Source organism: Stenotrophomonas sp. GD03794, assembly GCF_029842145.1.
GTDB lineage: Bacteria > Pseudomonadota > Gammaproteobacteria > Xanthomonadales > Xanthomonadaceae > Stenotrophomonas > Stenotrophomonas riyadhensis.
This window is the reverse complement of the sequence record NZ_JAOCFV010000005.1, coordinates 1-15,254: the sequence shown is the minus strand read 5'-3', so window position 1 is coordinate 15,254 and position 15,254 is coordinate 1. Positions and strand designations below refer to the sequence as shown.

13 protein-coding genes and 1 pseudogene are annotated in these 15,254 nt (G+C 68.1%); all 14 read left to right on the top strand.

What is annotated here, in order from left to right:
- Positions 1-145: 145 nt before the first annotated feature.
- A complete protein-coding gene (gene flhF, locus N5D91_RS04250; protein ID WP_180855433.1) occupies positions 146-1,768 on the top strand; it encodes a flagellar biosynthesis protein FlhF in 1,623 nt (540 codons plus the stop codon).
- Positions 1,755-2,642, top strand: a complete 888-nt coding sequence (locus N5D91_RS04245; RefSeq protein ID WP_008267550.1) for a MinD/ParA family protein — start codon at positions 1,755-1,757, stop codon at positions 2,640-2,642. The genes flhF and N5D91_RS04245 overlap by 14 nt, the downstream gene beginning before the upstream one ends.
- Entirely contained in the window at positions 2,639-3,382 is a 744-nt protein-coding gene (locus N5D91_RS04240; RefSeq protein ID WP_110712211.1) for an RNA polymerase sigma factor FliA, read from the top strand. Before N5D91_RS04245 ends, N5D91_RS04240 begins: the two co-directional genes overlap by 4 nt.
- A gap of 57 nt (positions 3,383-3,439) precedes the next feature.
- A complete protein-coding gene (gene cheY, locus N5D91_RS04235; RefSeq protein WP_006365466.1) occupies positions 3,440-3,832 on the top strand; it encodes a chemotaxis response regulator CheY in 393 nt (130 codons plus the stop codon).
- Positions 3,832-4,437, top strand: a complete 606-nt coding sequence (locus tag N5D91_RS04230) for a protein phosphatase CheZ (RefSeq protein ID WP_006442968.1) — start codon at positions 3,832-3,834, stop codon at positions 4,435-4,437. The genes cheY and N5D91_RS04230 overlap by 1 nt, the downstream gene beginning before the upstream one ends.
- Positions 4,438-4,439: 2 nt before the next feature.
- Entirely contained in the window at positions 4,440-6,284 is a 1,845-nt protein-coding gene (locus tag N5D91_RS04225) for a chemotaxis protein CheA (protein ID WP_279907967.1), read from the top strand.
- Positions 6,285-6,374: 90 nt separating this feature from the next.
- On the top strand, positions 6,375-7,115 hold the full coding sequence (locus tag N5D91_RS04220) for a flagellar motor protein (RefSeq protein WP_049444851.1): 741 nt from the start codon (positions 6,375-6,377) through the stop codon (positions 7,113-7,115).
- Position 7,116: 1 nt separating this feature from the next.
- Positions 7,117-7,983: pseudogene (motD, locus tag N5D91_RS04215) on the top strand (flagellar motor protein MotD); the annotation flags it as partial.
- Positions 7,984-8,137: 154 nt separating this feature from the next.
- Positions 8,138-8,920, top strand: a complete 783-nt coding sequence (locus tag N5D91_RS04210; protein ID WP_094001345.1) for a ParA family protein — start codon at positions 8,138-8,140, stop codon at positions 8,918-8,920.
- Positions 8,917-10,143 (top strand): chemotaxis protein CheW, encoded by a 1,227-nt coding sequence (locus N5D91_RS04205; protein ID WP_180855436.1) that lies wholly within the window; start codon positions 8,917-8,919, stop codon positions 10,141-10,143. Before N5D91_RS04210 ends, N5D91_RS04205 begins: the two co-directional genes overlap by 4 nt.
- 298 nt (positions 10,144-10,441) lie before the next feature.
- Positions 10,442-10,750, top strand: coding sequence for an STAS domain-containing protein (locus tag N5D91_RS04200; protein ID WP_005409522.1), 309 nt, complete (start codon positions 10,442-10,444; stop codon positions 10,748-10,750).
- A complete protein-coding gene (locus N5D91_RS04195; RefSeq protein ID WP_005409521.1) occupies positions 10,747-11,112 on the top strand; it encodes a response regulator in 366 nt (121 codons plus the stop codon). The genes N5D91_RS04200 and N5D91_RS04195 overlap by 4 nt, the downstream gene beginning before the upstream one ends.
- Before the next feature lie 45 nt (positions 11,113-11,157).
- A complete protein-coding gene (locus tag N5D91_RS04190) occupies positions 11,158-13,149 on the top strand; it encodes a chemotaxis protein CheA (protein ID WP_180855437.1) in 1,992 nt (663 codons plus the stop codon).
- A 392-nt stretch (positions 13,150-13,541) separates the two neighbouring features.
- Positions 13,542-15,254: methyl-accepting chemotaxis protein (locus tag N5D91_RS04185; RefSeq protein WP_279922661.1), on the top strand; the 1,713-nt coding region annotated here is incomplete at its 3' end.

Here is a 15,254-nt window from a genome sequence, read left to right as displayed (position 1 = left end):
CGCCGCCCTCCGAAGCGCCAGAAAACAGACACCACTTTCGAACCAACGCAACAGACAGATACCAAGGGGAACCCGCACCGTGCAGACCACCGACCACCCGAGTTCTCCGACCGCCACCCCGCCGTCTTCGTCCCGTGACCACAGCATGAAAATCAAACGATTCGTCGCCGCCGACATGCGCTCGGCCATGAACCTGGTGCGCAAGGAACATGGTCCTGACGCCGTGATCCTGTCCAACCGCCGGATCGAGGAAGGCATCGAGATCGTCGCCGCCGCCAACTACGACGAGAGCGCCGTGCAGCGTGCACTGGAAGCCTCGCGCCGCGACGTGGCGCCGCCGCCGGCACCCAAGCCGCGCACCGCTGCCGATGCAGTGATCGCCGCGGTCACCCGTCGCCGCAGCACCACCCCGGCGCCGGAACCGGTGGCCGCCACCACCTCGGCGGTGGCCGCCCTCGCCCGCGCCGCCGTCGGCGCCACCGGGCGCACCCTGGACAGTGCCGACGAGATCGTACCGACCCGCGGCAGCACCGGCTTCGCCGCCACCCTGGCACGCGCCGCCGTCAACGAACCGGCGCTGCCGGAGCAGATCTTCGCCCCGTTCGCCGAGGCCATCGTCGCAGCGGAACCCGCCAGCGCCACGCCGGCCAACCGCGCCCGCTTCCAGATCGACCCACCGCACGAGGCGCATCACGAAAGCGCGGCCCCGGCCGTGCAGCCGCCGCCGCTGCCGACCGCTGCCGTGACCGAAGCGCAGCCCACGATCGCCGCCAGCGAACCGGCAGCGGTCGAAGCCGCCGGCGAAGCCAGCCCGGCCCCCATGCTGGCCCCGGCCCCGGCGCTGACCCTGGTTGCCCAGGACGACGCCGAGATCCGCCAGCTGCGCCAGGAAGTGGCCGGCATGCGCCAGGTGATCGAGCGCGAGATGAACCGCTTCACCGACGAGCGCCTGCGCGGCTGCCCGGTGCGCGCCACCGCACTGGACCTGATGGACGAGTATGGCTTCGATGCCGGCCTCGCCCGCGACGTGGCCATGCAGATCCCGCTGGAGACCGAAGCCCACCGTGGCCGTGGCCTGATGCTGGGGCTGATCTCGCGCAAGCTGCCGATCGCCCCGGTCGACCCGCTGGAAGAAGGCGGTGTGATCGCACTGGTCGGCCCCACCGGCGCCGGCAAGACCACCACCATCGCCAAGCTGGCCTCGCGCTTCGCCGAGAAGCACGCTGCGCGTGACGTCGCCCTGGTCACCACCGACACCACCCGCATCGGCGCCCGCGAGCAGCTGTACGGCTACGGCCGCCAGCTCGGCATCGCCGTGCACGAGGCCAACAGCGGCACCGACCTGGACCAGCTGCTGGAACGCCTGAAGGACTACAAGCTGGTGCTGATCGACACCGCCGGCCTGGGCCCGCGCGACCGCGCACTGGCCGCCCAGCTGCAGTGGCTGCGCGCCGCGCGCCAGGTCCGCACCCTGCTGGTGCTGCCGGCCAACACCAGCTTCGGCGACATGGACGAGGTGGTCCGCCGCTTCGGCGCCGCCAACCTGCAGGGCCTGGTGCTGAGCAAGCTGGACGAGACCGGCCGCTTCGGCAACGCCCTGTCGGTGGCCGTGGACCATGCCCTGCCGATCACCTGGGTGACCGATGGCCAGGACGTCCCGGAGGACCTGCACCGGGCCAGTGCAGCCAATCTTGTACTTCGCCTTGAAGATTTGCGCCGAGCGGCCGATATGCCCTGCAACCCGGAGTTGAACCATGCCGTCGCGTGAGTACGCCAAGCTGACCAAGACCTTCCCGCTGTCGGCCACCCGCAGCGAGCCGCTCGGCCCTGTGCGCACCATCGCCGTGACCGGCGGCAAGGGCGGCGTGGGCAAGACCAACGTGTCGGCCAACCTGGCCGTGGCGTTGGCCGGCATGGGCAAGCGCACGCTGCTGCTGGACGCCGACCTCGGCTTGGCCAACATCGACGTGATCCTGGGGCTGAACCCCACCTTTACGTTGGCCGACCTGGTCGCCGGCCGCTGCTCGCTGGAAGACGTCATTGTCGAAGGCCCGAACGGCGTGCTGGTGGTCCCGGCCGCGTCCGGCCGCCGCCACATGGCCGAGCTCGCCCCGGCCGAGCACGTTGGCCTGGTCAACGTGTTCTCCGAGCTGGAACGCGAACTGGACATCATGGTGGTGGACACCGCCGCCGGCATCACCGACGGCGTACTGACCTTCTGCCAGGCCGCGCAGGACACCGTGGTGGTGGTCTGTGACGAGCCGGCCTCGATCACCGACGCGTATGCGCTGATCAAGGTGTTGTCGCGCGAGCGCGGCGTGGACCGTATCCAGGTGGTAGCCAACATGGTGCGCGACCCGAACGAGGGCCGCGTGCTGTACGAGAAGCTGACCCGCGTCTGCGAGAAGTTCCTCGCCGATGTCTCACTGAACTACCTGGGCTGTGTGCCGCAGGATGACTGGCTGCGCCTGTCGGTGCAGCGCCAGCAGCCGGTGGTGAAGGCCTATCCGTCCAGCCCCGCCGCGCTTGCGATCACCGAGATCGCGCGCCGCACCGCACGCTGGCAGGCGCCGACCGAACCGCGTGGCGGCGTTGAATTCTTCCTCGAACGCATCCTCAAGCAGCGCGGGGTGGCGGCATGAAAGGCGCAGCCCAATACAGGGAAGTGCAGCGCTCGGCAGCCAACGAGGTCATCGCCCTGCACTCGGACCTGGTGCGGCGCATCGCCCACCACCTCGCCGCACGCCTGCCTGCCAGCGTCGAAGTCGACGATCTGATCCAGGCCGGCATGATGGGACTGATCGAGGCCTCGCGCAGCTATGACGCCGACCAGGGTGCTTCGTTCGAGACCTACGCCTCGATCCGCATCCGCGGTTCGATGATCGATGAGATCCGCCGTGGTGACTGGGTGCCGCGTTCCGTGCACCGCCGTGCTCGTGATGCCGCCGCCACCATCCGCCGCCTGGAACAGAGCAGTGGCCGCGCCGCCAGCGCCACCGAAGTGGCCGCTGCGATGGAGATGCCGCTGCCCGAGTACCTGCGACTGATGGAAGACGCTGCGCGCGGCCAGGTGCTGAGCCTGGAATCGCGCATCGAGGACCAGGGCGAGCTGGACACCGTCGCCCAAGGCGGACCGACCCCGCAGCAGGTGCTGGAGCGGGGCGAATTCGGTCGCGAACTGGGCAAGGCCATTGGCCACCTGCCCGAGCGCGAACAGCTGGTGCTTTCGCTCTACTACGAGCAGGAACTGAACCTGAAGGAGATCGGCGCGGTGCTCGGCGTGAGCGAGTCGCGGGTCTGCCAGATCCACGGCCAGGCCGTGCTGCGCCTGCGTGGTCGACTGAAGATTTTCGAGGCGGCAGACGCCGGCCTGGAAGAATGAACATGCCCGAGGTGGCTGCCCCCGGCCACCCGGAATGAACAACAAAGGAATTCTGCTTTGAACAAGAACATGCGCATCCTGATCGTCGACGACTTCTCGACCATGCGTCGAATCGTCAAGAACCTGCTGGGCGATCTGGGCTTCACCAATACCGCCGAAGCCGAGGACGGGCATGCTGCGCTGTCGCTGCTGCAGAGCCAGCCGTTCGATTTCGTGGTCACCGACTGGAACATGCCGGTGATGACCGGCATCGAGCTGCTCAAGGCGATCCGCGCCGATGCCAAGCTGAAGACCCTGCCAGTGCTGATGGTCACCGCGGAAGCCAAGCGCGAGCAGATCATCGAAGCCGCCCAGAGCGGTGTGAACGGCTACATCATCAAGCCGTTCACCGCACAGACGCTGGAAGAGAAGCTCGGCAAGATCTTCGAACGCCTGGCGGCCAGCGCCTGATGGATACCACGGTCGACAAGAACGCCCTCGCCCTGCGCCTGCAGGAAGCCCTGGATGCGCTGGAGTCCGGTGACGAGGCCGCCTGGCGGCAGCGCATCGACGGACTGGTCGCGCTGCGCACGCAGCCGATGATGAGCGGCCTTTCGCGGCTGGCCCGCGAACTGGGACAGGCGCTGGGTGAACTGCCGACCGTACCCAGCGAAGCCGGCGAACTGGACGATGCCTGCGCGCGCCTGGACCACGTGGTGGCGATGACCGAACAGGCCACGCACCGCACCCTGGACCTGGCCGAAGAATGCCGCAGCCTGACCGAACAGCTGCGCGCCGAAGGCCTGCAGCCGGGCCAGGACGCGCAGCTCGAGCGCATCCGCCACAACCTCACCGAGATCGCCCTGACCCAGAGCTACCAGGACCTGACCGGCCAGATCATCCGCCGCGTGGTCGGCATCGTCCGCCGCGTGCATGAAGGTTTCGGCGCGCTCGGCCTGCCGCCGGAACAGCATCGCACCGACCCGGAACTGGCCGGGCCGGCACTGAAGGGACTGGACCGCCACGCGGTCTCGCAGAACGACGCCGACGACCTGTTGTCGGATCTGGGGCTGTAAGCATGAGCGCGGTATCCGACGACATCACTGCCGATTTCATCATCGAGGCGCAGGAGATCCTGGATCGCCTCGGCGAACAGCTGGTGTCGCTGGAGCAGGCACCGCAGGACAGCGATCAGCTCAACGCGGTGTTCCGCGGCTACCACACGCTCAAGGGCGGTGCAGGCTTCCTCGGCGTCACCGCCATGGTCGAGCTGTGCCACGCCGCTGAAGAAGCGCTGGGCGCCGCGCGTGCCGGCCAGGCCGTGCTGCAGGCCCACCACTTCGATGCCGCCCAGCAATCGCTGGACTACCTGCAGTCGATGCTGGATGCCGTGTCTTCCGGCACAGAACCGGGCTATGCACCGCCGGACCTGATCGCCCAGTTCGACGTGCATGGCGGCGGCGCCGCCGCGCCCGTGGCCACCACCGCACCCGCTGCCGGTGGCAGCGACCTGATCACCGACGACGAATTCGAGGCCCTGCTCGACCAGCTGCACGGCGGCAACGCGCCGACCGCGGTCGCGCCAGCGAAGAAGGCTGACGACGGACTGATCAGCGAAGACGAATTCGAAGCCCTGCTCGACCAGCTGCACGGTGGCGCCGCCCCGGGCGCCAAGCCCGCTGCGGTAGTGGCGCCGGCGCCGACCGCCGTCCCGCGCCCGGCGGCCGCACCGGCACCGGCGGCCAAGCCGGCCGCCAAGCCGCTGGCCGAAGCCGAACACACCGTGCGCGTGGACACCAAGCGCCTGGATGCGATCGTCAATCTGATCGGCGAACTGGTGCTGTCGCGCAATCGGCTCAAGACCCTGCGTGCGCGCCTGCGCGACGAGGAGCTGGACCGCGCCGTGTCCACTCTGGATATCGCCACGGCCCGCCTGCAGTCGGCCGTGATGCGTACCCGCATGCAGCCGGTGGGCAAGGTGTTCTCGCGCTTCCCCAAGGTCGCCCGCGACGTCGCCCGCTCGCTGAAGAAGGAAGTGGACCTGGAGCTGATCGGCGCCGAGACCGAGCTCGACCGCAACCTGGTGGAAGCCCTGGCCGACCCGCTGGTGCACCTGGTCCGTAACGCCATCGACCATGGCGTGGAAATGCCCGACCTGCGCGAAGCACAGGGCAAGCCACGGATGGGCCATGTGCGCCTGTCGGCACAGCAGGAAGGTGACTACGTCAGCATCGAGGTACAGGACGATGGCGCCGGCATCGACCCGGAAAAGCTGCGCGCGAAGGCACGCGAGAAGGGCCTGATCGACCCGGAAGCCGCCGCCCGCCTGAGCAGCGAGGAATGCCTGCACCTGGTATTCCTGCCAGGCTTCTCGACCAAGCAGCAGGTCACCGACATCTCCGGCCGTGGTGTCGGCATGGACGTGGTGCAGTCGCGGATCCGCGAGCTTAGCGGCCAGATCCAGATCCAGTCGGAACTGGGACGTGGCAGCCGCTTCATGATCCGAGTACCACTGACCCTGGCGATCCTGCCGACCCTGCTGGTGCAGGCCGGTGAGGATGTCTATGCGCTGCCACTGGCGCGCGTGATGGAAGTGCTGCACGCGCCGCGCACGTCGCTCGGCTGGTTCGACGGCCGCGCCGTGCTTGACCGCCGCTCGCACACCCTGCCGCTGGTCGATCTGCGCCAGTGGCTGGATGTGACGCCGGCCGCGTCGACCCTGCTGACCATCGTGGTGCTGCAGGCCGGCGAAGCGCGCTTCGGCCTGGTCGTGGACCAGGTGCGCGGGCGCGAGGAAGTGGTGATCAAGCCGCTGCCGAAAGCCCTGCGTGGCCTGCGCGGTTACGCCGGTGCAACCTTGATCGGCGATGGTCGCATGGCGCTGATCCTGGACGTGGATGGACTGCGCAGCCCACATGACTGACCCGCTTGCTGAACCCGTAAAACTGTGAAGTCGCACCAGTAGCCCGTACCGGTGTCTCAAGTCCCATTCATACAAGCCGATACCGGATCCATGGATAGACTCAGCCTCATTGGACTCTTTCTCGCCCTGGCCTCGCTGGTCGGTGGCAGCATCCTCAAGGGCGCCGGCCTGGCGTCGTTGTGGTCGCCTGCGGCGTTCGTGATCGTCATCGTCGGCACCATCGCCGCGATCCTGCTGCATACCTCGCCGGCGGTGTTCAAGCATGCGTTCAAGATCGTGCGCTGGGTCGTGCGCCCGCCGCACAGCGATCGCCGCGAACTGATCCAGCAGATCGTCGAGTGGAGCAACATCGCCCGCCGCCAGGGCCTGCTGGGCCTGGAATCGCAGGTGGAAGCACAGCAGGACCCGTTCCTGCGCAAGGGCCTGCAGCTGCTGGTGGACGGCGTCGAACCCGAATCGATGCGGCACATGCTGGAAATCGAACTGGGCAGCCAGGAACACCAGGACCAGGCCGGTGCCAAGGTCTTCGAAGCGATGGGCATCTATGCGCCAACGCTGGGCATCATCGGTGCCGTGCTCGGCCTGATCGCGGTGATGAAGAACCTGGCCGATCCGAGCAAGCTCGGCCACGGCATCGCCGCCGCGTTCACCGCCACCATCTACGGCATCGCCTCGGCCAATCTGCTGTTCCTGCCGATCTCGGCCAAGCTCAAGAGTGTGATCTCGCACAACACCCGCGACCGCGAAATGGTCATCGAAGGCCTGATCTCGATCGCCCAGGGCGAGAACCCGCGCAACATCGAAACCAACCTCTCCGGCTTCCTGCACTGACATGGCCCGCCGCAAGCACCACGAAGAGCACGCCAACCATGAAGCATGGGCGATCCCCTATGCCGACCTGATGACGCTGCTGCTCGCCTTCTTCGTGGTCATGTATGCGATTTCCTCGGTGAACGAGGGCAAGTACCGGATCATGGCCGACGCGCTCACCGACGCCTTCGGTGGCGCACCACGCACGATCAATCCGGTGCAGGTCGGCAACAAGCAGGTGCAGGGCGGTGGCTGGGACAGCCCGTCGGTGATCAAATCCGGTACCAAGATCGGCCCGTCCGCGCCGGCACCGTCGCACGACCCGACCCTGCTGCCGTCGATGGCCTCGCAGATGCGCATGCCTGTTTCGGTGCACAACCAGGAGCAGATCGCGCGCGCCGAGCGCCAGCTCAACAGCATCGCTGACCGCCTCACCGCCGCACTGGCGCCGCTGATCGACCGCGGCATGATCAGCGTGCGCCGCACCGAACTGTGGATCGAAGTCGAGATCAACAGCGACATCCTGTTCCCCACCGGCTCGGCGGCGCTGGACGTACATGCGCGGCAGACCCTGGCCAGCCTGGCCGAGGTCCTGCGCGACGTACCCAACAGCGTGCGCGTGGAAGGCCACACCGACAACGTGCCGATCGCCACTGCCACGTTCCCGTCGAACTGGGAGCTGTCAGCCGGGCGCGCGGCCAGCGTGGTGCACCTGTTCGCCGACCAGGGCGTGCAGCCGTCACGGCTGGCCATGGTCGGCTACGGCCAGTTCCGCCCGCGCGAAGAGAACGACAGCGCGCAGGGCCGCAACCGCAACCGCCGGGTGATGGTCATCATCCTGGCTGACACCTCGCATTCGGTGGATCCGCTGGGCCAGCGCCTGAACGCTGCCACCGGCGCCGCCGACAGCACCAGCACCGAGCAGGCCGCCGCAACGCCGGCCAGCACCGCCACTTCCCCCATCGCACCGGTGACGTTGCCGCCGGTGCCGGCTGGCAGCCGTGTCGGCGCCGCCGTTCCCCCGGCAATGAAGGAGTAATCCGATGCGCATCTGGGCAGTCGCCAACCAGAAGGGCGGAGTCGGCAAGACCACCACCACCCTCGCCCTCGGCCGCGGCCTGGCCGCACTTGGCCATCGCGTACTGCTGATCGATCTCGATCCGCATGCCTCGCTCAGCCGCGCGTTCGGCGTGCCGGTGGATCCGCCGCCGGCCGGCGTACTGGAACTGTTCGGCGCCCCGCCCGCAGACCTCGCCAGCCTGTGCCATGCCAGCAGCATCCATGGCCTGGACTACGTCTGTGCGCAGTCGGCGCTGGCCACGCTGGAGCGCCGCAGCGCCAACCAGCCTGGCCTCGGCCTGGCCCTGCAGAACGCGCTGGCACGCCACCAGGGCCAGCACGACTACATCCTGCTGGACTGTGCGCCGACCCTCGGCCTGCTGATGATCAACGCACTGGCCGCGGCCGACCGCCTGATCATCCCCACCCAGGCCGAGCCGCTGGCACTGCATGGGCTCGATGGCATGGTCCGCACCGGCGAGATGGTCGAGCGCTCGCGCCGCCGTCCGCTGCCGATATCGATCCTGCCGACCCTGTTCGACCGCCGCACGCGCGCAGGCAACGAGTCGCTGCGCACGATGCAGGATCGTCACGGCAGCCGCGTGTGGGAAGACGCGATTCCGATCGATACCCGCATCAGCAACGCGGCGGGCCTGACCCTGCCGAGCGTCGGCGAGGACTACCCGGGCCGCGGCCTGGCCGCCTATCGCCGCGCCCTGAACTGGATCCTCGGCGAGGACGCCCGTGCCCTGGAGCAGGCCGCATGAACAGCACCGGCGTACTGGACGACTATCTGGACGAACTGCTGGGCGAAGCGATCGCCCCGGCGGCCGTCGTGCTGCCAACGCCGGACAGCGCCGCCCCGGCTTCGGCCAGCGCATCGGAACCGGAGCGCGAGCCGACCTGGGATGACCTGCCGGCCGAGGTGATCTACGAAACCGAGACCGTCGCCGCTGCGCCTGCCGTCGACAACGCCACGCTCGAAGCCGCCTTCGAGGCCGCCGCAACGGCCGAGCGCGAGCCCACCTGGGACGATCTGCCCGCCGAAGTGATCTACGAAACGGGGACTGCTTCTGCTGCCGCGGCAGAGGACGACGCAGCACTGGAGGCCGCCTTCGAGGCCGCCGCAATGCCTGTCGCCGCCCTCGAGCGCGAACCGACCTGGGATGACCTGCCTGACGAGGTGATCCACGAGACGGCCCCTGCGCCTGCCACCGCCCAGGCAGGCCCGGAACCCACCTGGGACGATCTGCCGGACGAAGTGATCTACGAGACCGATACGGCCGACAGCCATCGACTCGCCCACACCGACAGCCCCGGCCTGCAGGCAGCGTTCGAAGCCGCTGCCGGTGGCGAGGACGTTGCCACGCCGCCGCCGGCCGTGGTCGCAGCACCGGTTGCAGCGCGGGCGCAACACCCTGCCCCGGCCGCACGCGCGGCCGCCGCGCCGCCGCCGCGCGTGGCCGTGGATGCCCCCGCCAGCAGCCGTCCCAGCAACTGGCAGGAACTGCAGGCCCAGGCCCACCAGCCGGCCCGCAGCCCACACCCGCAGAACCGCCGTGCCGGCGAGCGCACCTCGCGCTGGCTGCGCCTGCGCTGCGGCACCCAGGCCTATGCACTGGAACTGCTGAAAGTGCAGGAAGTGGTGCTGCCAGTGCCGCTGCTGCCCCTGCGCGGCACTGCGCCGGCCATGCTGGGCATCATGAACCTGCGTGGCCAGGTGGTACCGGTGATGGACCTCGGCCTGCACCTCGGCGCCGCCCCCGCCGAGGACGATTCGCAGACCCGAATCGTGGTGCTGGAAGAAGACGGCGAAACCATCGGCCTGCGCGTGTCGGCAGTGGAAGACGTTGCCAACCTCACCGACTCGCAGATCGAGCCGCCCGATACCGCGCGCATCTGCCAGATCTCCAACGATCTGTTCCGTGGCGTGGCCCGGGTCAGCCAGCGGCCAATGATCCTGCTGGATGCCACCCGGCTGTTGAACTGAGCGCAAAAAAGGGGACGGAGGGGATTAAGTCGCAATCGACCAGGCTCTCCCGCAGCCACCCTCGGCAACGGCGACCACGCAGTGGGGACGTAAGGTGTTGATCCAACGGATCAACTCCTTGCGTCCCCGACAGGCACCGCATCGGCGCAAAGCGCCGAGCCAGTTGCGACTTAATCCCCTCCGTCCCCTTTTGGATGGCGTCCCCGAAGAACACCGCATCGACGCGCCGCGTCGATTCTTCTAAAGAACCCCGCCGGGGTGCCGTTATGGATCACGGAACCGTTTGTCCGGAGCAACGATGAGCACTGTCGAACTGGGTGAGGATCTCGGCATCGAGAGCAGCACCGAGCTCAAGAACCGCCTCGCCCCGCTGGTGGCGCAGGCGGGCGAGCTGACCCTGGATGCCAGCCAGGTCGCCCGCATCCACACGGCCGCCGTGCAGGTGCTGTGTGCGTTCGTGCAGGCCCGCCGCGAGGCAGGCCTGGGCACCGGCTTCCACGGTTGCACCGCAACCTTCCGTGACGCCGCGCGCCTGCTGGGCGTCACCCAGGCCCTGGGCCTGGACGTAACCCATGACAACCTGAAATCTGTGGAGAACGCTGCATGAGCGCACGTATCTTGGTGGTGGACGATTCGGCGTCGATGCGCCAGATGGTTTCCTTCGCCCTCACCTCGGCCGGTTTTGCCGTCGAAGAAGCTGAAGACGGCGCGGTCGCGCTCGGTCGCGCCAAGGGCCAGCGCTTCAATGCGGTGGTCACCGACGTCAACATGCCGAACATGGACGGCATCGCGCTGATCCGCGAACTGCGCCAGCTGCCGGACTACAAGTTCACGCCGCTGCTGATGCTGACCACCGAATCGGCTGCCGACAAGAAGTCCGAAGGCAAGGCCGCCGGTGCCACCGGCTGGCTGGTCAAGCCGTTCAATCCGGAACAGCTGGTCGCCACCGTGCAGAAAGTGCTGGGCTGACCGCCCGCCACCGCTCCCCCTCTTCGCTTCCGGACCACCACTGCCATGAGCATGGACCTGCAACGCTTCCACGCCACCTTCTTCGAGGAGAGCCGCGAAGGCCTCGACGCGATGGAGGCTGGCCTGCTGGCCCTGGAATCGGGGCAGCAGGACGCGGAGATCATCAATTCGGTGTTCCGCGCCGCCCACTCGATCAAGGGCGGCGCCGGCACCTTCGGCTTCGATGCGATCGCCGGCCTGACCCATGTGCTGGAAACGCTGCTCGATGAGCTGCGTGCCGGCAAGCGGGCGCTGGAAGGCCACGCCGTCGACGCCATGCTGTCCTCGGTGGACGTGCTGCGCGCCCTGCTGCGCGAAGCCGAACACGGCCAGGCCGCCGATCCCGCCGCAGTTGCTGCGGTGAAGGCGCGCCTGGAGGCGGTTCTTTCCGGTCAGGCCGCAGCGAGCGCCCCGGCGGCCGCCGCAGCCAAGGTGGACGATACGCCGGAAGCCTGGCAGATCGGCTTCACCCCGGCGCCATCGCTGTTCATGAGCGGCAACGACCCGCTGCGCATCATCCGCGAACTTGAGCACCTGGGTTCGCTGCAGGTTGCCGCGCGCATGGACCGCCTGCCGGGCTTCGCCCAGCTCGATCCGCTCGAAGCCCACCTGGCGTGGGACCTGGGCCTGGTCGGCAAGGTGCCGCGCAGCAAGATCGAAGACACCTTTGCCTGGGTGCTGGACGACTGCGAGCTGGACATCCGTCCCGCCGCGCCGCCGAGCCTGGCCACCCAGGCACCGGTTGCAGCAGCCCCTTCCACACCTCCTGCCGCAACATCCGCAGCACCCGCTGCAGCGACCGCCAGCGGCGGCGCTGCCCAGGAAGCCGAAACCTCGATCCGGGTCAGCGTCGACAAGGTCGATGCACTGATCAACCTGGTCGGCGAACTGGTCATCACCCAGGCCATGCTCAAGCAGGTCTCGCACGCACTGGACCCGGTCCACGCCGAGAGCCTGTTCGCCGGCCTGGACCAGCTTGAACGCAACACCCGCGACCTGCAGGAAGCAGTGATCGGCGTGCGCATGCTGCCGGTCGATGCGGTGTTCCGCCGCTTCCCGCGCCTGGTCCGCGACCTGTCCAGCCGCCTCGGCAAGCAGGTGCGCCTGCGTACCGTCGGCGAAGGCACCGAACTGGACAAGGGCCTGATCGAGAAGATCGCCGATCCGCTGGTGCACCTGGTACGCAACTCGATCGACCACGGTCTGGAAATGCCCGACGTGCGTCGCGGTGCGGGCAAGGACGAAACCGGCACGATCACCCTGGCGGCCTCGCATCAGGGCGGCCACATCGTCATCGAAGTCAGCGACGACGGTCGCGGCCTGGACCGCACCAAGATCCTGGCCAAGGCCCACGAACGCGGCCTGGCGGTGCCGGACAACCCGACCGATTCGCAGGTCTGGGACCTGATCTTCCAGCCGGGCTTCTCCACTGCGGATGCAGTCACCGATCTGTCCGGGCGTGGCGTCGGCATGGACGTGGTCCGCCGCAACATCCAGGCACTGGGTGGCGAGGTGCAGATCGAGAGCAGCCTCGGTGCTGGTACGCGCACGCTGATCCGCCTGCCGCTGACCCTGGCCATCCTCGATGGCATGACCGTGGCGGTGGCCGGCGAAACCCTGATCCTGCCACTGGCCTACGTGCTGGAAGCCCTGCAGCCGCAGGCCGAGGACATCCGCAGCATGGCCGGCGAGGGCCGCGTGCTGCGCGTGCGTGGCGAGTACCTGCCGATCCTGTCGCTGAGCGAGTACTACGGCTACGGCAACCGCGCACCGGGCAGCGAATCGCTGGTGGTGGTGGTGGAAGGCGATGGCCAGAAGATCGCACTGGAAGTGGACGAGCTGGTCGGCCAGCAGCAGGTGGTAGTGAAGAACATCGAGAACAACTACCGCCGCATCGGCGGAGTGTCCGGCGCCACCATCCTCGGCGATGGCCGCGTCGCGCTGATCGTCGACATCGGCGGACTGGTGCGCTCGCTGCGGATGTCGCAGGCCGCCTGATCCACGTTGCATGCGTGCACTGGACCGCCGCCCTTCGGGGCGGCGGTTTTTGTTTGCGTGCGCTCCGGCCATGTGTGGCCGGGGTCAGATCCCTTTTCTTTGATAAGGGATCTGACCCCAATCCGCGCCCGAACCCATTCCGTGATCTCCGTCGCCGCGCTGGTTTCGTTCGCAACCACGCCACCGAAGCGCAAGCCTCGCCACTGCAGCACTTTCGCGCGGTCATCCCTACGCAACCGAATGTGATCTGCGTCCATAAAGTCCGCCCACAGCACGCCGCTATCTCGCTTTGACGGCCGTCACCGAACCCCCACCGGGCACCCCCGTTCGCTCTGCAACCACCCCCAGCCGACGCAACGACGCCGGCACCCTGCCCACCTGGAGCACCCTGCATGAAGTGGTTCCAAGATCTGCCCATCGCCCGCAAGCTGGCCGTGGGGTTCACCCTCACCACGTTGATGACCCTGGTCCTCGGCGCCTTCGCCCTGTTGCGCCTGAGCGAGGCCAACAATCAGCTGGGCGAGATGGCCGGCAACGATATTCCGTCGGTCCAGCATCTGGGCGAGGCGCGCTCGCAGCTGGGCGAGTTCCGCACCTACGAACTGGCCCTGCTGAGCATGCTCGATCAGCCGGAGAAAGTTGCCGACTACAACAAGCGCATGGACGACACCGCCAAGGCCGTGCATGACGAACTGGCCGCGTACTCGGCGCTGCCGGCACTGGACAAGGAGCGCGAACTCTATCGCGCGGCCAACGTGCAGCTGGAACGCTACTTCGCCGCCAACAAGGCGATGCGCGAGGCCGTGGCTGCCGGCGATGGCGCCCTGGCGCAACAGATTTCCGACGAACAGTCGCGCCCGGCCCGTCGTGACCTGTTCGCCGCGATGAAGACCCTCGGCACCCACATCGCCGGCCTGATGGACGGCAAGATCGCCGCTGCCAATGCCACCCATCGCACCAGCATGATCGCCATCATCGGCTGCATCGTGCTGCTGTCGCTGGTGGCCGCCGCGCTGGCAACGGTCATCTCGCGCGCCGTCACCGGCCCGCTGGGCAAGGCCGTGCATGCCATCCAGGCCGTTGCCCGTGGCGACCTCAGTGTCAGCACCCAGGCCACCAGCAAGGACGAAGCCGGCAAGATGCTGGCCGCCACCGCCGAGATGACCGCGATGCTGCGCCGCTTCTCCGAGCAGACCCAGCTGATGGCGCAGATGCATGCCGGACCGGACATCGGCCATCGCATTCCGGAAGACTTCCCGGGCGTGTATGGCCAGCTGGCCGGCGGCATCAATACCGTGATCTTCGAGCACCTCGATGCGATCCGTGATGCCATCGACGTGCTCAACCAGTACGCCATCGGCAACCTCGCCCCGGACGCCCGGCGCCTGCCCGGCAGCCGCGCGATCCTGCACGAATCGATGGATGCGGCCAAGGCCAGCCTGCTGGCGATCAACACCCAGATCCAGCAGCTGGCCTCGGCCGCCGCGGCCGGCGACTTCAGCCAGCGCGGCGACGCTCAGCGCTTCCAGCATGATTTCAAGCTGATGATCGAGCACCTGAACACCATGATGCAGGTCGCCGATGGCAACCTGGGCCAGCTCTCGCAGCTGCTGCAGTCGATCGCCGCCGGCGACCTGACCACGCGCATGGATGGCCAGTTCAATGGCGTGTTCGCACGCATGCGTGACGACGCCAACACCACCGTCGCGCAGCTGACCCAGATCGTCGGCCAGATCCAGGCCAGCGCCTCCAGCATCACCCTGGCCGCCGGCGAGATCGCGTCGGGCAACAGCGACCTGTCGCGCCGCACCGAGCAGCAGGCCGCCAACCTGGAAGAAACCGCCGCCTCGATGGAGGAGCTGACCTCCACCGTGCGCCAGAACGCCGAGCATGCCCGCCAGGCCAACCAGCTCGCCATCGGCGCGCATGGCGTCGCCTCGCAGGGCGGTGAAGTCGTCGGCCAGGTGGTCACCACCATGTCGGCCATCGAAGCCTCGTCGAAGAAGATCGCCGAGATCATCAGCGTCATCGACGGCATCGCCTTCCAGACCAACATCCTGGCGCTGAACGCGGCGGTGGAAGCCGCGCGTGCCGGTGAACAGGGC